Raw genomic sequence first — 16,538 nt, 5'->3', positions numbered from 1 at the left:
TTATTTTTTTCTACTTTTCCATTTACTCTTTTATTTATCAGTTGTTGTTTTTTTTTTCATTCCGTTATACACAAATAATCCGCCTACCATGCACAAAGCACCTACTCCAATTATAATATATAACCAAATATTAGTATGATCTCCTGTTTGAGGTAATTTGACATTATCCAATGTATCACCTAAAGAAACATCTGATAATACATAATCTGAACAATGCGTAATTGTAAATTCAGCAGAACCATCTGCAACTGTAATGATCTGGTTTTGGAATTCTAGCTTTCCACTACTTTCATTAAAATAGTATAATTTTACCTGTGTACCATTTGCAAATTTATCCTGTACATTCACTTTGACTTTTGCAGGTCCTGGTAGTTCTCCTGAATAATCAAAATGTATAACGACTGATTTATTTGCAACATTCGCTTTATCAATTAATTTTTGCGCATTTGTTGATGTTGCATTTATAACTACTCCAAGTGCAACTGGAGTAAAGCTATTGATCGTATTACCATCAAACGCCCATGAAGCAATAATATTTCCATTAGGATCTGTTACATTAATCTGAACAGTTGATCCATTGGCCTTAATTGTTTCAAAGACTGAAGAATCTACTACTTGACCCGCTGGAACAGTAATAACTGGATTACTTCCAGTTCCTGTATTATCGCCAACATTTGGATCTGTAGGAATTGCAGGGAACCCGTTAGATAGATATGATTTCCAATTTGTAAATTCGCTTCCACTTAGCTCCACTGCAAGATCATTATCGTAATATGAAATTGTTGTACGTGTTGCGTATAAAATTAAGTCATTAGTCGTATTTATACCTTTTAATTCATACATATTGACGTATGGTTGATTCGCACGTGATGGATCAACATCTGAATATAATGGTTTGTATAATTTTGTTGCCGCATCATATGCATAATTAGAAGCCCATGTGCCAGCGCCATCTACAAGGTATACATCAAATCCATTGTTCATAGATGTATCTGCAACTGATTTTACTTCTTTACCCACAATTTTCACTGAGTTTAGCCATGTAACTGAGGTGTTGATAGCCTCCTGAACCAGTACTGAAGGATCATGAATTGTCATCAGGTACTGCGCAACTGCTTTTGTTGTAAATGAGCTTACTGATTCTCTTTCATAAGTACGTCCCATAGTTACAGTCCCATCTGCCTTGTACTGTGAAGCCCATCCTGCCTTCACACCATCATTGGACATCTGTGTTGATATAAGGAAATCATTTCCTTTTAGCACTGCTGCCTTCACTATGTCAACGTTTACAATTTTTCTCGCAAACACATAGTTTTGGTTATTTAAGACCGCTACATCACTAAGTAGTCCTAGCACTGCTATAGTAGAACCATTTCCAACTTCCAAATTACCATTAAAACCTACTGCTGCTGTTGGTGACATCTGCCATGCGCCTGTTGCATGTTGGTTATCTGTAAGAAATTGAATTCCTTTTTTAAATACATCCTGATATTTCGAATCTGCAGGATTTGTTTCTGTTATGTACTTTGCAAGATATTTAAGTTCTGCTGTTGTTGCACCATCAATAAGTGTTGATGTATCTCTAAGTGAACCTAATTTATTAACAATGTCTGACTGAGTCATATCCATATTGCTTGGAAGTGACGCAAAACCGCCATCAGCATTTTGTAATGCGACGATATTATCTGCAATTGCTGTATCAGATGTTAATGTTTCTAAAAGAAGTCCGTCATATCTGCTTCCATAACCCTGTGCTGCAGTTGAATAACTTGGTGTAACACTTGTATTGATTACAGGTATTGCTGCATAAAAGCTCTTTATATTTGAATCCAAATAAATATCAGCTCCAAATTTATTCAATATATATGCTACTGGAAGATATGTAACATAGTAATCTTGTGTAAGGAACGTATTAGCTGCTGCATATTCTGTTTTAGCATTCACGCTCTTTGGAATCTGTGCAGCTGATAATGCATCAATGAGAGTATTTCCATTAAACACTACATCATTAGAACCGATTGTAAGTCTTAGTGTTTCACCATTCATTGTAATTGTGATATCATTTCCTGATTCGCTGTAATCAACACCAATCTGCTTAAACATCTCCTTCATTGGGGCCATTAAATCGCCTGCAGAAGTAATTGTTGCATAGTTGCCTGTTGCTAGAACATTGACATTTTCATCAAGCCATACTCTGTTATAATTATCAATCAGAAATACGGGATCATTTGTATTGAACCAAACCCTTCTGACTGTCATTTGTGAAAAATCAAAACGACCTTTTGTAATAGTAGTTGCCTGGCTAACCACAGGAGCTACAGTCACTAGCATTGAAGCGGTTAAAATTCCCACTAACACTTTTTTTAATATTCTATTCATCTGTTTTCTACCTCCTATTTGTCAACTACGCTTAGCCATGTATCGTATAATTTCTTCGTATTTGTATCTGCTCCGCCAGAAAGATATGAATAGCCGATACGTCTTTCACTCATTCCGTTGTTCATTGTAAACTGTGCTATTCCATTACGTCCTGCAAACACTTCATAAAATGCACTTGTCGTAAGTTTTCCTGCTGCATCAATCCCATAATATTCGCCTGTTGTATCAAGGCCGTAAAATCTACAGAACAGCTTCCCAGTTGCAGTTGGATCTTTTATGAGTAAAGCATCCTTTGCAAGTTCACGAGTTCGATCACTTATTGTAACTACTGTATATCCCGTAAAGCCAACTGTCTGAATCCAATCAGTATAGCTCTTGATTGCATTTCTGACTTCTGGCGATGGGTTTTTGATATTTTGCAAAACCTTTACCACCTGTAGACTTTCATTTGGTGTAATTGCTGGGATTTCAAAAGCCCTTCCACCTGTTGGTTTTCCAGTTATAGGTGTATACTGTTGAGACCACCCGGTCGTTACATTTCCAACTTTAATCTGAGCATCAACTATGAATTTCAATGCATTATCCCAACACGTCTGAAATGCTGCACTTGTAATTCCGAGTGAAGTTACTTTTGGGTTAGTCTGTGCTGCAATATCTGCTCTTGCCCATGCAAAATCAAGATACAAGTTTGATATTGCGCCATCTGTTGCCAACCCTGAATCATAAGTCAGTCCACTTATAACAAACATTACATTTTGCATTGCATTATCATTCAGTGTAATATTTTTAAAGTATCCTACACCATATGGATAATACTGTGGCCATCCGCCCAAGGCATTTTGTGCATTAAGCATATATTTAACGCCTTTCCAAAATCCTGTTTCTACAGTTGACAACTGAGTTTCATATCCTACAAATAACGTAGGATTTTCTTTTGAAAGTCTGATTATCCTTGATAAGAATTTAATTTGACCATATGTTGATCCATTATCAAATGTTGAATATGCGTGTTTGCATAATGTTGTAAATGTATCATTTAACAAATCATATTTTACATTTGTCTTTCCCCAACCACCATCTGCATTCTGGTAAACTGGGTCAACCACTGTTACTGCTGCTTTCATCATATCTGCTATACCTGAAGCCGTTAATTTACCAGCTAATTTCGAGTAGCCGTTTCCGTCGCCTTCCATTCCAGCCGTTGTATAATCACCTTTGTCATTAAGCACTGGTGCAATGGCTGCATCTGTGTAATAAAATGCAAATCCCATTTCCATTCTGTGCATCTGCTGATTCCATACTACATTTCCACCAAGCGCCTCAGCGGTGAATTTTACTGGGAGATAGCATGCATAATACTGGCTTCCATCTTCACTTTTTTCACCCTCTATTGCTTTAAAATATGGTGTGACTGCACCATTCATTGTAAGTTTTTTCGTTGTTGTTCCATCATTTAATATAGCAGTATTGCTACCTTGCTCCATATCTAATGTTAATCCGTTATAAGTAATTGTAATCTTTCCAGTTGCCTGAACAGCATTGACTATTGCCGTAATATCTGCAAATGAATGTTTTAATGGTGCCATCATTCCTTCTGGATTTCCTTCGCCTAATTTCATATCAGCCTTAATTAAAAGACCTTTTTCCAATTCCTCAGGGGCCCATTTACCTCCACTGCTCTTAGTGTAACGATTGGGTTCGTATTCTGGTACTCCTAAAAATTTAATGACCAAATCACTGACTTGCACTACCTGCGCATCTGTTGAACTCTCGCCATATGCCTGAGTAACAGGGAGCAACTTTCCTGAGAAACCCACTAAGGTTCCGATTGCCATTGTGGTACAAATCCCTAAAACCACTAATGATTTTTTAGTACTTTTCATAAATGCAACACCTCTCATATTGTTTTATTTGTGCACAATACACTTTCACTATAATATATTAGCGTACAAAGATATACTACTGATTAACAGTAAAATAATTGAAATATTACATATATTATGGTATAATGTTTTATAAAAGTATTTACAATAAGCCGCAACGTATTAAGTTACATTGTATTTATAATTCTATATTGAAATAAAGCCATTATTTTCTTAATCGGGAGGTTTTTATGTTAACAAAAATTCCAAAAGAATTTTCAACCGAAAGAAGTCGACACGGTCCCTCCTACGCAATGAAGAATTTGCATTTTCATCAAGTAAATGAATTTTTCTTTCTTCAAGAAGGTGAATGTACCGTTCAAATCGATAACGATATCTATAGAATATCCGCCGGCACATTTATAATGATTCCTGACGGATGCTTACATAAAACCACTTATCTTTCTCCTAATTATCACGAAAGAGTCCTCGTTTATTTTCCTAATTTGGAAATGAATTGGTTTTTAAAAGAATTGGGTCAAGACAATATTGACCTTATTTTTAAGGAAAAAGTGATTAAGATACCCGCAAAAAGAGTTTCCTATATTAACAATCTACTTGAACAGATTAACTATGAACTAAATGGCGTCGATGAAATGTCAACTGCAATGGCAAAAGCTTATTTCTACGAATTGCTTTTATTTATTATGCGTTGCGATAAGTATAGTGATAGTATCGTTCAAAAGTTAAATGTGTCTAATCTTGTAATACAAAGTGTAATTGATTATATATGTAAGTATTATTATAATAATATCTCCCTTGCCGACGTTGCAATTGAATTTGGGATGAGCGAATCGAGCCTTTCCAAAAAGTTTAAAACATTCTCCGGATTTCGTTTTAAAGAGTATTTGATTGGTGTTCGAATGAAAGCTGCTGAGAACTATTTATTAAATACTGATAAATCAATAACTGATATTTCTGATTTATGTGGATTTAATGATAGTAACTTCTTTGGTGATTCATTTAAAAAATTTACTGGCGTTTCACCTAATAATTTTCGAAAACGTATTTAATTTTTGCTAGTTTACACATTATCTACTTACCAACTTTGAATTTCATAGCCAATTAAAAGGCAGTTATAATCAATCAAATGATTATAACTGCCTTTCATCTTCACTAAAAATCTTATTTTAAATTCTATTTCACTTTTGATTTACGTTTTTTTGCTATAATTTCTAAACAATCAACTCCAACTCCAGCTACTACTGCTATTATAAGTGCAATTACAAAGCCATTAATCCTAGTCGTATCTCCAGTCTGTGTTGTCGTTGAACTAATGATAGAACTTTCATTAACTACAACCCCATCTTGAGGAGCTGCAGGAATTATTTCATCAACTACTGGTGGTGTTATTATTGCTTCATTTCCAGCCCAATTAACAGTCAGATTGTGAAGCATTGTTGTATTCTGCCATCCACCACTTCCTGTTGTACCTGTATGCTGAATAGCAATACCACCGAAATCATTTGCTACGATATCTGCACTAAGATCAACACTATGAACAAGTCCTGCTGCTGTCTGATCAGCTAATTGCGCTGTAGGTGTTTCAACATGTACTGTAAATTTAGTTCCCTCTACCTTCAAACTGATTTGACATCCCGTTGCAAAAGTAGATGAAATGATTCTTTGTGATATTTCTGTTGTTTGGCCGTTTTCATATTTTACAAGTACAAATGTGCAAGCATTTGAAGCGGCAGTAGTTCTAATGATACGAAGTCCATATCCAGTTAATGTTGTAGTATCAAACTTAATACATACATCCATATACTGGTTAGCACTACCAAAACCTTGGCCAGCGGTTTTCGCTGGATCTACTACTAATTTAAGTGACATATCACCATATACTTTAGTGATTGGTGTATACATCAATCTAGATCCTTGAGTTGCTTGATATAATCCACTTCCTGCACTACCATTTCCTGTGATTCCATACGCCCATGGATTAATTGACGTATTACCACCCCATGAACTATAGCCTGAAGTGTCTGCAGGTCTGAAACAATCAACTGTCCAAAATCCAGGAATTATACTAGGTTGAGGTATTGTTGGGAGATCATTAAAATCTGTTTGCAGTGATGCTACTTTAATATCTGCTACTTTTGTAACATTTGAATAGACTGTTGAAACACCAGTGCCAGCATTACTTCTAATACTCTTTGGCTCCACTACAGCCTTAATATAATATCCCATATCGCCTAATGTTAATGTATATTCATACTCAGGTTGATTCATACGAGATACTGCGACTAATATAGGATTTGCACCACTCGCATCTGTACAACGATACCATGAAATAAGTGATTGATCTGCGCATCCTTGCAAATCTAATGTATAGTTGACTTTTAGCTTTCCACTTCCATCATTTGTAATTACTGGATTTGATGTAAATGTTGGGGCTGCAAGAATAGTTGGTTTTACTGAAACTGCAGTGGCACCCTCAAGCCCAGCTGATGTAGTTGCATATACTGTTACATCCTTTGTATCATCCTGTACATTTGTTCCCGTGAGTGTATATGTACCATTGCCATTGCTAGTCAATGTGGCATATGCTTGATCTGCTGTTGCAAGTGAAAATGTAACAGTTGCAGAGTCTAGTGTTCCATCAAATCTTTGAACTTTGCTTGAAAGCGTAGCAGTTGTAACTCCTGATTCAATTGATGTAGCACTTGTGCTTACTGTAAGCATTGTTGGAACTGTTGTATAATCTTTTCCATCCGCAATCCCTGCCGCTTCTACGATAGATTTTACATTCATTGGATCCCAATTGTCGGTTCCACGTAGCAGATTATATGTATTATAATATACTGTACCGTTATATACGATTCTATAAGCATCTAGCACGGATTTTCCTGTCATATCAACAGTTTCTTTCGCATTTGCCCCTGCAATTATAATACTACTATTATTATGTGTAATATTATATTGATAACAGCGTAGCGATTTGAGTGGATATTTTGTCCAAGCAATGCTAAATGGAATTGAAAAGTTACTTCTGTAATTAGAATCTACTACGGTTACTGGTCCGCCTTCTTTTGTAAAATACTGAGCAGGCTCTGCTTCAACATTTAATACAAATGAGTTGAACTGACACTTTAATAAAACTGCTCCTGTATTTGAAGTTGAATAGAACGGTCTATTACCGTAAAAATCAAAATCACATTCTAAATATACTGCATTACCATTCAACGAATCATCCGTGCTTTCAAAATGGCATTTGTTATAAAGCGTTCTTGTACCTCCTCCAAGAGGATCAAGATTCAATCTACTAATAAAATTACAATTATTAGCTACTACTTTATCACCGCTCACATCACCAAGCTGTGCTTGCGTAATTGCTTGTGTCCTTCTTACGTGATTTAATGCTGGTTTTAATGTATATGACAAATCAATGCTACAATAGTTACCAATTGTAACATTATCTAGATCTAAACCATTTCCATTAAAGCGAAACATTGTATAATTACCATTTGATCCATTCGACTGTCCTCTGTTACCTGCAATGATAACATTATCTGGATTTGTTGTTAAACCACAGATCTTTAACCATTCACAATTAACCACCATCCCGTATGGTACACCATAGCCGGTTGTTTTTTCAACAGTGTTCGTTGCATCAGGATTATCAATCCAATACACATATGGTGCCACATATACAGTCATTGGATCTGCTTGCGACCCATTCGTTAGCGCTGTTGCACTTAATGCTGCAGTTATACTTGTATATACATTAGGGTACGAATCTGCTACTGCCTGTGATAATGAGCCATCCACATATATTGCTTTGGAACCTAATGTAATCGTTTGTCCATTGTAGACAATATAAGATCCACCAAATTCAATCGGATTTGAGCTGTCTAATGCTACATAACCATCAACATTGGCTGCTTTAACTGGTGCGCTTTGTTGCGCGATTCCAAAGGTGATAACCGATAATAAAATCGATATACCTATCAATAATTTTTTCATGTAAATAATCCTCCTTCAAATCTATTATATGTTTATTTTACATATGAAAAGAAGGATTTGATACTAAAAATCTGTAAGGAAAATCTATTTACACTGAAAAACCAACGATAATATTTTAAAGATTTACTTAGTAAGAATAAACCACAAAGTATACTCTTTTCGAATCAAGGTTAATAAAAAAAGTTGATATAAACTGAATAATAGTTATTCCGTTTACATCAACCTCAATATACTAATTTACTTTTACTGGTACATAATATCTAAATTCAAGATTATATATGGAAAATGTCTTCAAAAGAACATTTTTTTCATAAAATTCTTTGTTGCCATTTTCAGAAAATGCATCCAACTTTGCGAGTGAATCTGCATTTATCAAAACAGGTTCATCCAGTTTTGCAAGTTCATCATTCATATAATATGCTGCGTCTGGTAAAACTCCTATATCTGAAAAATCGATAATATAGTAATATGGATCCCAGTGTAAATAACTGTATAATTCGACTACTCCATTACCAATTGCCTTGGTATCCTTAGGAATGGACTCCTCAAACTCTTTGGTAAAACTTTCTACCATATCAGTATTTCTATAATTTGTATCAACCAATGTTTTATATATCTCTACGCCGAAATAATTTGATGCGCCAGCCAATGTGATTAATATTAAAACAGTGGTTGTTATATATGCTAACCCTCGATAAATATTATTAAGAAGATGTGTGTTATTTTCTTCATTTAAAATATATTTTTGAAGACTCCAGTCAGCAATAATACAAACAATCAAAATTGAAATATAATGTCCAATTCCTAAATTCCCGTATGTTGCTCTATTAACAAAATATGTGATTTGCCCAAGTCCAAGAACTGCTATACCGCAAAACACCTTGTCTTTGGTGGTTGATGGCAATCGTTTGGGACTAATTTTAGTCTTCATAATACAATGAGCAAGTAGAAAAAGGAATAAACCTACAACCAATAACCATGCAGTAAATGTCTTAGGAAGCGCAATAATCAATACATCTTCCATATACGAAGGCGTTAACAACGGAAACAGAAAATCCTGTATTGAAACTAATCCACCACCCATTAATACATTTACAACATTAACGATTAATATTGCTCCAAAGAATGAACCAATTCCTGCCAATATGTGAATAATGATGTTTTTATATAGAGATATTTGAATAACATTATATTTTACAAATGCATCATAAAGCTCATATGCCATCCAGGCTACCAAACACGCCATTCCAATCTCGGTATTCCATATTATTGCTACTGTGCATACTATATATCCACCTATTGTCCAGCCTATTCCTCCCCTTTTGTGTCGATAAACAAAAGCCATATAAGCAATCAATATTGCAGGAAAAACGACTCTGTGTGGATACAGCTGTGGATAAATTGACCATTGCGTCGCCATTACAGTTGTTGTAAGTGCAACAGTACCGATTACTTTAATGATTGGATTCTTGGTCAAAGTATCTATCGCATAAGCCATACATATAATAGATATCCCACCTAAGCATCCAATCACAATGAAAAATGAAGACAACGTCCCACCCAGCAAATTAACGATAGGCGCAAGTATAATCGCATAGCAGCCATATATTCCAGTATTAAGATATGAGCGAGGAACCCCCATCATTGCACGATATACAGAATTAAAATATGCATCGCCGTGATGAAGGTTTGCATATGTGGATAAACAATTTGGAGTATACAAGGTATACCCATAAACAAATGCTATTACTATAACAAATATGTAAAAAACTATCCTGCTTTCTTTTTTTGAATAAAATGCTTTTTTTAAAGCTTCAATAAAATATACCACTGCGAAAAATACCCCAACCATTAATATAATTGTGATCGTATCATTCACATGATATTGAAGTCGAAAACCTTCTGGCGAGTCATATGTTTTTAACTCAGTTTTATATACATATAATAGCATCGCAACATTAATCAAAACGATACCAAATGCAATTATTTTTGAAACAATAGGGTTTGCCTTATTGATTTTTTGAACTATACTTAGCTTTAGCAATATCATATTACATACAATTACAGTTGCTATAAAAATTAATACCAAGCACAAATAAGGGATTATATTTGAAGTTGTAATATTTTTTATAATATAGGCATGAATTCTTTCCGATGAATATATCCTAAGACTTAACAGCATACAAAAAAATGCTATTCCATACACAATTCCATTTTTTAACACATAATCATTTACACTAAATTCAATTTTATTATTTTTTAACATTTTGTGAATTTCCTCCAATGATTGAGTAAGTACGTTTTTTACTAATCATAATATTTTTTGAAATTTAATCTATAAAAAATCGCCCATGTATCATTAAATGCTTTTAATACATCCTTAATTCTTATTCGTCTGCTTCCCTTTTCTCGTACATATACGACCTTAACCGGCATTTGCCCGATAGAATATCCTCTTCTATGAATTGCCGCCAGAATTTCGATGTCATATGCAAATCCCGCTGTTCTGATCAGATGTGCCACAGGTTTAATTGCTTCAGCCTTAAAAAGCTTTAGTCCAGTTTGAGTATCCTTCACATTTAGCTGAAAAAGTATTAATAACATAACATAATACCCCATACTCATAAATTTTCTTATAAATGGATATTCAATCTCAGAATCCTTATGTAATTTACATCCAATAATCGCATCTTTTTTATCATCAACCATCTTAATCAAAAATCCCTCTAGTTGGTCTGGATTCAACTCCAAATCTGCATCAACAAATGCAATATATTCTCCACATGTTTCTGAAATACCAGCAATTATTGCAGCACCTTTTCCATGATTGCTTTCTGATGAAACCATACGAACTCTATCATCGCATTGTATCACACGCTGAATTTCTAACTTTGTATTATCCTTACTCCCATCGTTCACTACAATGATTTCAAAATTATCAACAAATTTATGTAATATTTCAATTGTCTTCAAAACATTAACATATATGCATGAACCTTCATTGTATGCCGGCATTACCACTGACAGTTTACCATTTATATCAACCATTCTGCACCCCTGTAATAAACTACTTGTACTAATTTATAAATCATGCTTTAGTTTTTTATACTTCTTACAAATCAATCATTCATATACATCCACTTTATATAACAAAAGGCATCTACCGATGATGCGGTAAATACCTTACAACTACTTAGTGCCGGCGACCGGACTTGAACCGGTATGGGATCAACTCCCGCAGGATTTTAAGTCCTGTGCGTCTGCCAATTTCGCCACGCCGGCTTACTGGACTTACTATTTACTTTCTATGTAACTAATATAATACTATGCTAAATGGATGGAGAAGGATTCGAACCTTCGAAGACGTAGTCAACAGATTTACAGTCTGCCCCCTTTGGCCGCTCGGGAATCCATCCGCAAAATATAAATTGTTTTTAATACTTAACCGTTCAGATTATATCATAGCATCAATAAAATGGCAAGTGATTTCAATCTGCTGAAAATTAAAATATTATTTTTTAAACAGTACAATCAGCAATTAAGATTGCTATGTTATATATGATTATTTCTTTTCATTATGTTATCTAGACACAAAAAAATAATTGACATTACTTATATAAACATATACAATGTAATATCGGGTCGGGAAATACATATATCAGAAGAGAGAGTTTACAATGGGAATAAGCATAGTTCTTTTAGCCTATAAAGAATCTGAAAATCTTAAGATTTTATTACCTCAGATTATTGATAATCTAAAAAAGACAAAAGAAGCATACGAAATATTAGTAATCGATACAGCAGAACCTTTAGATAATACTGAAGTAGTATGTGAAGAATTTGGTGCTAAGTATATTAATCAAGAAGAACCTGGATTTGCAGGCGCCTTCCGTACTGGTATCAAGTACGCATGCATGGACAAGTTTTTAATTATGGATAGTGATGGTTCTCACAATCCAATATATATTCCAGACATTTATAATATGTTTGTTAATTCCAATTGTGATCTTGCAATTGGTTCACGTTATGTAAAAGGTGGACATACTAGTGATTCTAAATCATCAATAGTAATGTCTAAGATTCTTAACACAGTATTTCGAATCTGCCTTGGCATTAAAGCAAGTGATATCTCGACAGATTTTAGGATGTATCATACAAATCAATTGAAATCCATATCTTTAAAATGCAAAAACTATGATGTTCTTCAGGAAGTATTGTTAAAGTTAAAGATGAACCGAAAGGACTTTAAGATTGGTGAAGTTCCAATTACTTTTGATCAGAGAATGTTTGGAGAATCTAAACGAAAGCTTATTCCATTCATAATAAGTTATGTACAAACATTAATTAGATTAGTAAGTATAAGACTTTCCACAAGTACTACTTTCAAGAATCTTTTTCTATACGGGATATTTGGTCTGTCAGCAGCTTTTGTAGAATATTGTATCTTTATCCTTTTATATAAAGTCACTTCTATGTCTCCTGAACAAGTTAATATCATCGGTGCATTATGTGGATTAGCCTTTTCGTTTCCTACTAATACATTTTTAAATTTTAAGAAGACCAATAATCTATTTAAAAGATTTGTTTCATATGGATCAATTTGCTTTGTCGGAATGGGTTTTTCTACGTTTATAATTTTTATATTTAAAGATTCAATGAATCTACTCGTGTTAAAAGCTTTCCTTATGATATTTGTGTCAATTGTACAATTTATTTTGAACAAAAAAATCACCTACCGAGATTAGTCGGTAAGTGATTTTTTTATTGCTTTTATATTTACATATTTTTATCTTGTTGTTAAATATTTGTTTACATGTTTTGTTGATATATTTTGTTTACATGTTTTGTTTATACCAATCAATCGTTTTTCTGATTCCTTCTTCAAAAGTGAACTGAGGTGAAAATCCTACATCTTCTTGCAAATCTGTAATATCAGCACATAGATACATTACTTGCTTTTCCCCATAAGGAACATCGCCTAAGCCAAGCTCTGCATTCTTATCTATATTATCTTTGATAGTTTCAATATATTTACTAAGTGGGCTTACAGTGCCTCCACCGATACAATATATCTTACCACTAATTCCTTTTTCTCCCAGCAAATACATCGCTAAGGCTACATCTTCTGAGAATAGATAATCCCATTGCTGCTCACCTTTTGTAAACTCTGGTCTTTCGTGGTTGAGAAGTTTTCCGATTGTACTCATCACCATTGTTTTATCGCCATCAAATGGGCCATATACGCTAAGAATTCTTGTCCAAATATGTTTTATGTTTTTTTGACTACATAATATTCTACTCATCTGACCAGCACATAGCTTTGCGATTCCATATCCATTTTCAGGATTAGTAGGTGTCTGTGCACTCAGTTTTCCTTCGAATCTTCCATATTCAGCTTGTGATCCAGCTCCTATAAACGTATGACATCCAAGTAATGAAGCAACTTCAACGGCGTCTAATGTATATTTAACATTTAGATTCTGGCCATGCATGTTATTACGACTGTTTCCAAAAGTTCCATCCCATCCAAAGTGATAGAATACTTCATATTGTCCATTTAGTAAGCTAGGCAAAGTACCTAGTTCTGATAACGAACATTCCACAATCTTAACCAATGGACTTAGAGGGATTCTTGAAATTCTTTGAGAACCTACGTGGCAAACTGCTGTTACTTCAATATTTTCACTTATTAGCTTCTGAATTAATGCAATACCAATCGTCCCAGTTGGACCTGTAATAATAACTCTTTTCATTAATATCTCCTAGCGGCAGATTGCCTTGTTTGCTTCATATTCTTCCTTCGGAAGGAATGGGAACATATCATCAATCTGAGGTGATACAATCTTACCATCTGGAAGAACTTTTGAAGATAGTTTTGGTTCAAAATTCTGATTTTCATCAACAACAACTTCGCAGAAACAAGGTCCTTCTGAATTCAATACACTCTGAATTTTTTCTTCAATTCCATCTTGACTGTCTATTCTTACATATGGAATTCCATATGCATATGCTAACTTTTCACAATCAGGGAAGCTAAGACCATTTCCATCACACACACCTACAAGTGGTGGCTGGAATAGATTTTTTTGCGTCTGTCTAATTGAATGATAACCATTATTATTTAGAAGCATTAATTTCATATTCATATTGTTATATACAACGGTTTGAAGTTCCTGTAAATTCATCTGGAAACTACCGTCGCCATCAATACATACAACTCTCTTACCTTTTTCAGCTACACATCCGCCTATTGCTGCAGGAAAACCATATCCCATAGCTGCACAACCTGAATTAGTGAATAATCTTTGACCCTTTTTAATCTCAGCCGCTTGGAATGTAATAACGCATGCTCCACCATTACCGCAGATTACCTTGTCATTTTCTTCCAGCTCATGAAATAATTTTGTCATAAATACATATGGATTTAATTTTTCTTTATTCTCATAGTAACTTGGCAATGTTGCTGGGTATTTTGCATTGATTTCTCTACTCCACTTTAACCACTCTTCGTGTTTTGGCTGAGCTGCATAATTACTTTCTGCAATTGATTTCATAAATTCCTTCACATCAGCGTGTACTGGCATATCTGGAACGATTGTTGGTTTATTCATTTCATTTCTATCGATGTCAACAAATATCTTAAAGGCATCTTTTGCAAAATCCTTATAATTGTAGCTAGACATTCTAATATTAAGTCTGCTTCCAAGTACAATTAAAAGATCACTATTCTGAACAATAAAGTTACCGCCTCTTGTTCCTACAGTACCTGGTCTTCCGCAATATAAAGGATGCTCATCCCATAATATATCATGCGCATTCCAAGCTGTAACAACTGGGATATTAAGTTTTTCAATACATTCAATAAATTCTTTTTCTCCACCTGATAATCTTACGCCTGTACCAGCTAATATTACTGGACGTTTTGCATTCTTAACCTTTTCAAGAATTACTTCAGTCGTTTTTTCGTCATATACTGGATGTTCATTTGCAAACTCTTCAGCATTTTCTTTTGCATATTCTTCTACGTCAAATCCTTTTAGATCATCTAGTTCAACCATTGAAGCTTGAACATCAAGAGGCATATCAAGCCATACAGGACCTGGTCTTCCATTTTGGCAAAGATACCATGCTTTTTCAAGATGATATTTGATTTCACTTGGTTCTGTAATCATCTTTGCATATTTTGTCATTGGTGCAACGCATTTTACAATTTCAACTTCTTGATCACCTAACTGTCTAACTGGTACATCTGTTGACCATACAGTTGTTTCTCTCTTTGCTTGTCCAGATATAACAAACATCGGAATCGAATCAGCCCATGCGCCAAACACACCTGTAATTGCATTTGTTCCACCAGGACCACCTGTAACACATATAGGTGCTATTTTTCTAGTGAGTCTCGTATAAGCTTCAGCTGCAATTGCACATGCTTGCTCATGATGATTGTAAGTACAGTGCAAGCCCTCTTTATGACCAAATGCATCATTAAGGTGCATTGCTGCACCACCTGTTATTGTAAACATATCCGTTACGCCATGTTCAACAAAGAAATCTGCCATATATTTTGCTATTTTAATTTTCATTTGTCATACCTCTATTCTATTTGAAAAATTTTAATAATTCTAATGTTGTATGAGCGCAGCCCGCACAAGGGTACTTTGCTACATCTTCGCTTGTTCTGAAATCAAATCCGTAAGTAACACCGATAAAATCCATGCCAATCAATTTTGCACCATTTGCATCATGGCCACTGTCGCCAATCATAACTGCATTACTGTAATCTGTAACGCCCAAATCATTCATGCACTTTTCAATAATATCTACTTTTTTGAGCTTATTTTGATGATCGGCACCATATAAAATATTTGTATATTTATCAAATCCAAAATGTTTCAAAATCGCTTCCGCATAATCCTGACGTTTATAGGTAGCAACAGCAAGTTTAACGCCTTTCTTTTGAAGTTCATCAAATACTTCATAGATTCCATCATACGGTTTTGCTTTGAAAAGTTCGTAATCTTTATATCTGTTTCTGAAGGTTGTTGTAAGTTCCTGTACGAGTTCACCATCAATACCGTATACCTTTGCAAAAGAGTCCTGCATTGGTGGTCCAATAAATGTAAGAAGTTGTTCATCCGTTATCTGTTCTAATCCGTGTTTTTCAATCGTATATTTTACGGCCGCCAACACGCCTTCTGTGGTATCAAGAAGCGTGCCGTCGACATCAAATACCGCTATTTCATAATTCTTATCCATAAATGTAATTACCTC

Annotated in this window: 10 protein-coding genes and 2 tRNA genes; 2 read left to right on the top strand and 10 right to left on the bottom strand. The window is 34.5% G+C overall.

Features of this window, described 5'->3' with window-relative positions:
* Positions 1 to 30 precede the first annotated feature (30 nt).
* A complete protein-coding gene (locus tag BMY18_RS06565) occupies positions 31 to 2,379 on the bottom strand; it encodes a pectate lyase (protein ID WP_092451830.1) in 2,349 nt (782 codons plus the stop codon).
* A 14-nt stretch (positions 2,380 to 2,393) separates the two neighbouring features.
* Positions 2,394 to 4,262 carry a pectate lyase gene (locus tag BMY18_RS06560; protein ID WP_170841325.1) on the bottom strand — a complete coding sequence of 623 codons (1,869 nt, stop codon included), beginning with the start codon at positions 4,260 to 4,262 and terminating at the stop codon, positions 2,394 to 2,396.
* 230 nt (positions 4,263 to 4,492) lie between these two features.
* Between BMY18_RS06560 and BMY18_RS06555 the strand changes: the two genes are divergently transcribed.
* Positions 4,493 to 5,314 (top strand): AraC family transcriptional regulator, encoded by an 822-nt coding sequence (locus BMY18_RS06555; RefSeq protein WP_092451826.1) that lies wholly within the window; start codon positions 4,493 to 4,495, stop codon positions 5,312 to 5,314.
* 124 nt (positions 5,315 to 5,438) lie between these two features.
* On the opposite strand, the gene BMY18_RS06550 is transcribed toward BMY18_RS06555, so the two are convergent.
* The 5 genes from BMY18_RS06550 to BMY18_RS06530 all read right to left on the bottom strand — a co-directional run bounded on the left by BMY18_RS06550 (position 5,439) and on the right by BMY18_RS06530 (position 11,683).
* A complete protein-coding gene (locus BMY18_RS06550; RefSeq protein ID WP_092451824.1) occupies positions 5,439 to 8,267 on the bottom strand; it encodes a pectinesterase in 2,829 nt (942 codons plus the stop codon).
* A 232-nt stretch (positions 8,268 to 8,499) separates the two neighbouring features.
* On the bottom strand, positions 8,500 to 10,533 hold the full coding sequence (locus BMY18_RS06545; RefSeq protein ID WP_092451822.1) for a hypothetical protein: 2,034 nt from the start codon (positions 10,531 to 10,533) through the stop codon (positions 8,500 to 8,502).
* A 41-nt stretch (positions 10,534 to 10,574) separates the two neighbouring features.
* Entirely contained in the window at positions 10,575 to 11,315 is a 741-nt protein-coding gene (locus BMY18_RS06540; protein ID WP_092451820.1) for a glycosyltransferase, read from the bottom strand.
* Positions 11,316 to 11,464: 149 nt separating this feature from the next.
* A tRNA-Leu gene (locus BMY18_RS06535) sits at positions 11,465 to 11,549 on the bottom strand.
* A gap of 52 nt (positions 11,550 to 11,601) precedes the next feature.
* A tRNA-Tyr gene (locus BMY18_RS06530) sits at positions 11,602 to 11,683 on the bottom strand.
* Between the two features lie 261 nt (positions 11,684 to 11,944).
* On the opposite strand from BMY18_RS06530, the gene BMY18_RS06525 reads away from it, so the two are divergent.
* Entirely contained in the window at positions 11,945 to 13,012 is a 1,068-nt protein-coding gene (locus BMY18_RS06525) for a glycosyltransferase (protein ID WP_092451818.1), read from the top strand.
* Positions 13,013 to 13,102: 90 nt separating this feature from the next.
* Here BMY18_RS06525 and BMY18_RS06520 read toward each other — a convergent pair whose 3' ends face one another.
* The 3 genes from BMY18_RS06520 to BMY18_RS06510 are packed head-to-tail and all read right to left on the bottom strand — an operon-like array spanning position 13,103 to position 16,523.
* A complete protein-coding gene (locus BMY18_RS06520; protein ID WP_092451816.1) occupies positions 13,103 to 14,020 on the bottom strand; it encodes an NAD-dependent epimerase/dehydratase family protein in 918 nt (305 codons plus the stop codon).
* Positions 14,021 to 14,029: 9 nt separating this feature from the next.
* A complete protein-coding gene (locus tag BMY18_RS06515) occupies positions 14,030 to 15,850 on the bottom strand; it encodes a thiamine pyrophosphate-binding protein (protein WP_092451814.1) in 1,821 nt (606 codons plus the stop codon).
* Positions 15,851 to 15,866: 16 nt separating this feature from the next.
* Positions 15,867 to 16,523, bottom strand: a complete 657-nt coding sequence (locus BMY18_RS06510) for an HAD family hydrolase (protein ID WP_092451812.1) — start codon at positions 16,521 to 16,523, stop codon at positions 15,867 to 15,869.
* Between the last annotated feature and the right edge of the window lie 15 nt (positions 16,524 to 16,538).

Source organism: [Clostridium] fimetarium, from assembly GCF_900111235.1.
GTDB lineage: Bacteria > Bacillota > Clostridia > Lachnospirales > Lachnospiraceae > Clostridium_N > Clostridium_N fimetarium.
Note: the sequence above shows the minus strand (reverse complement) of the source record. Positions and strands in the feature narration are given on the sequence as shown.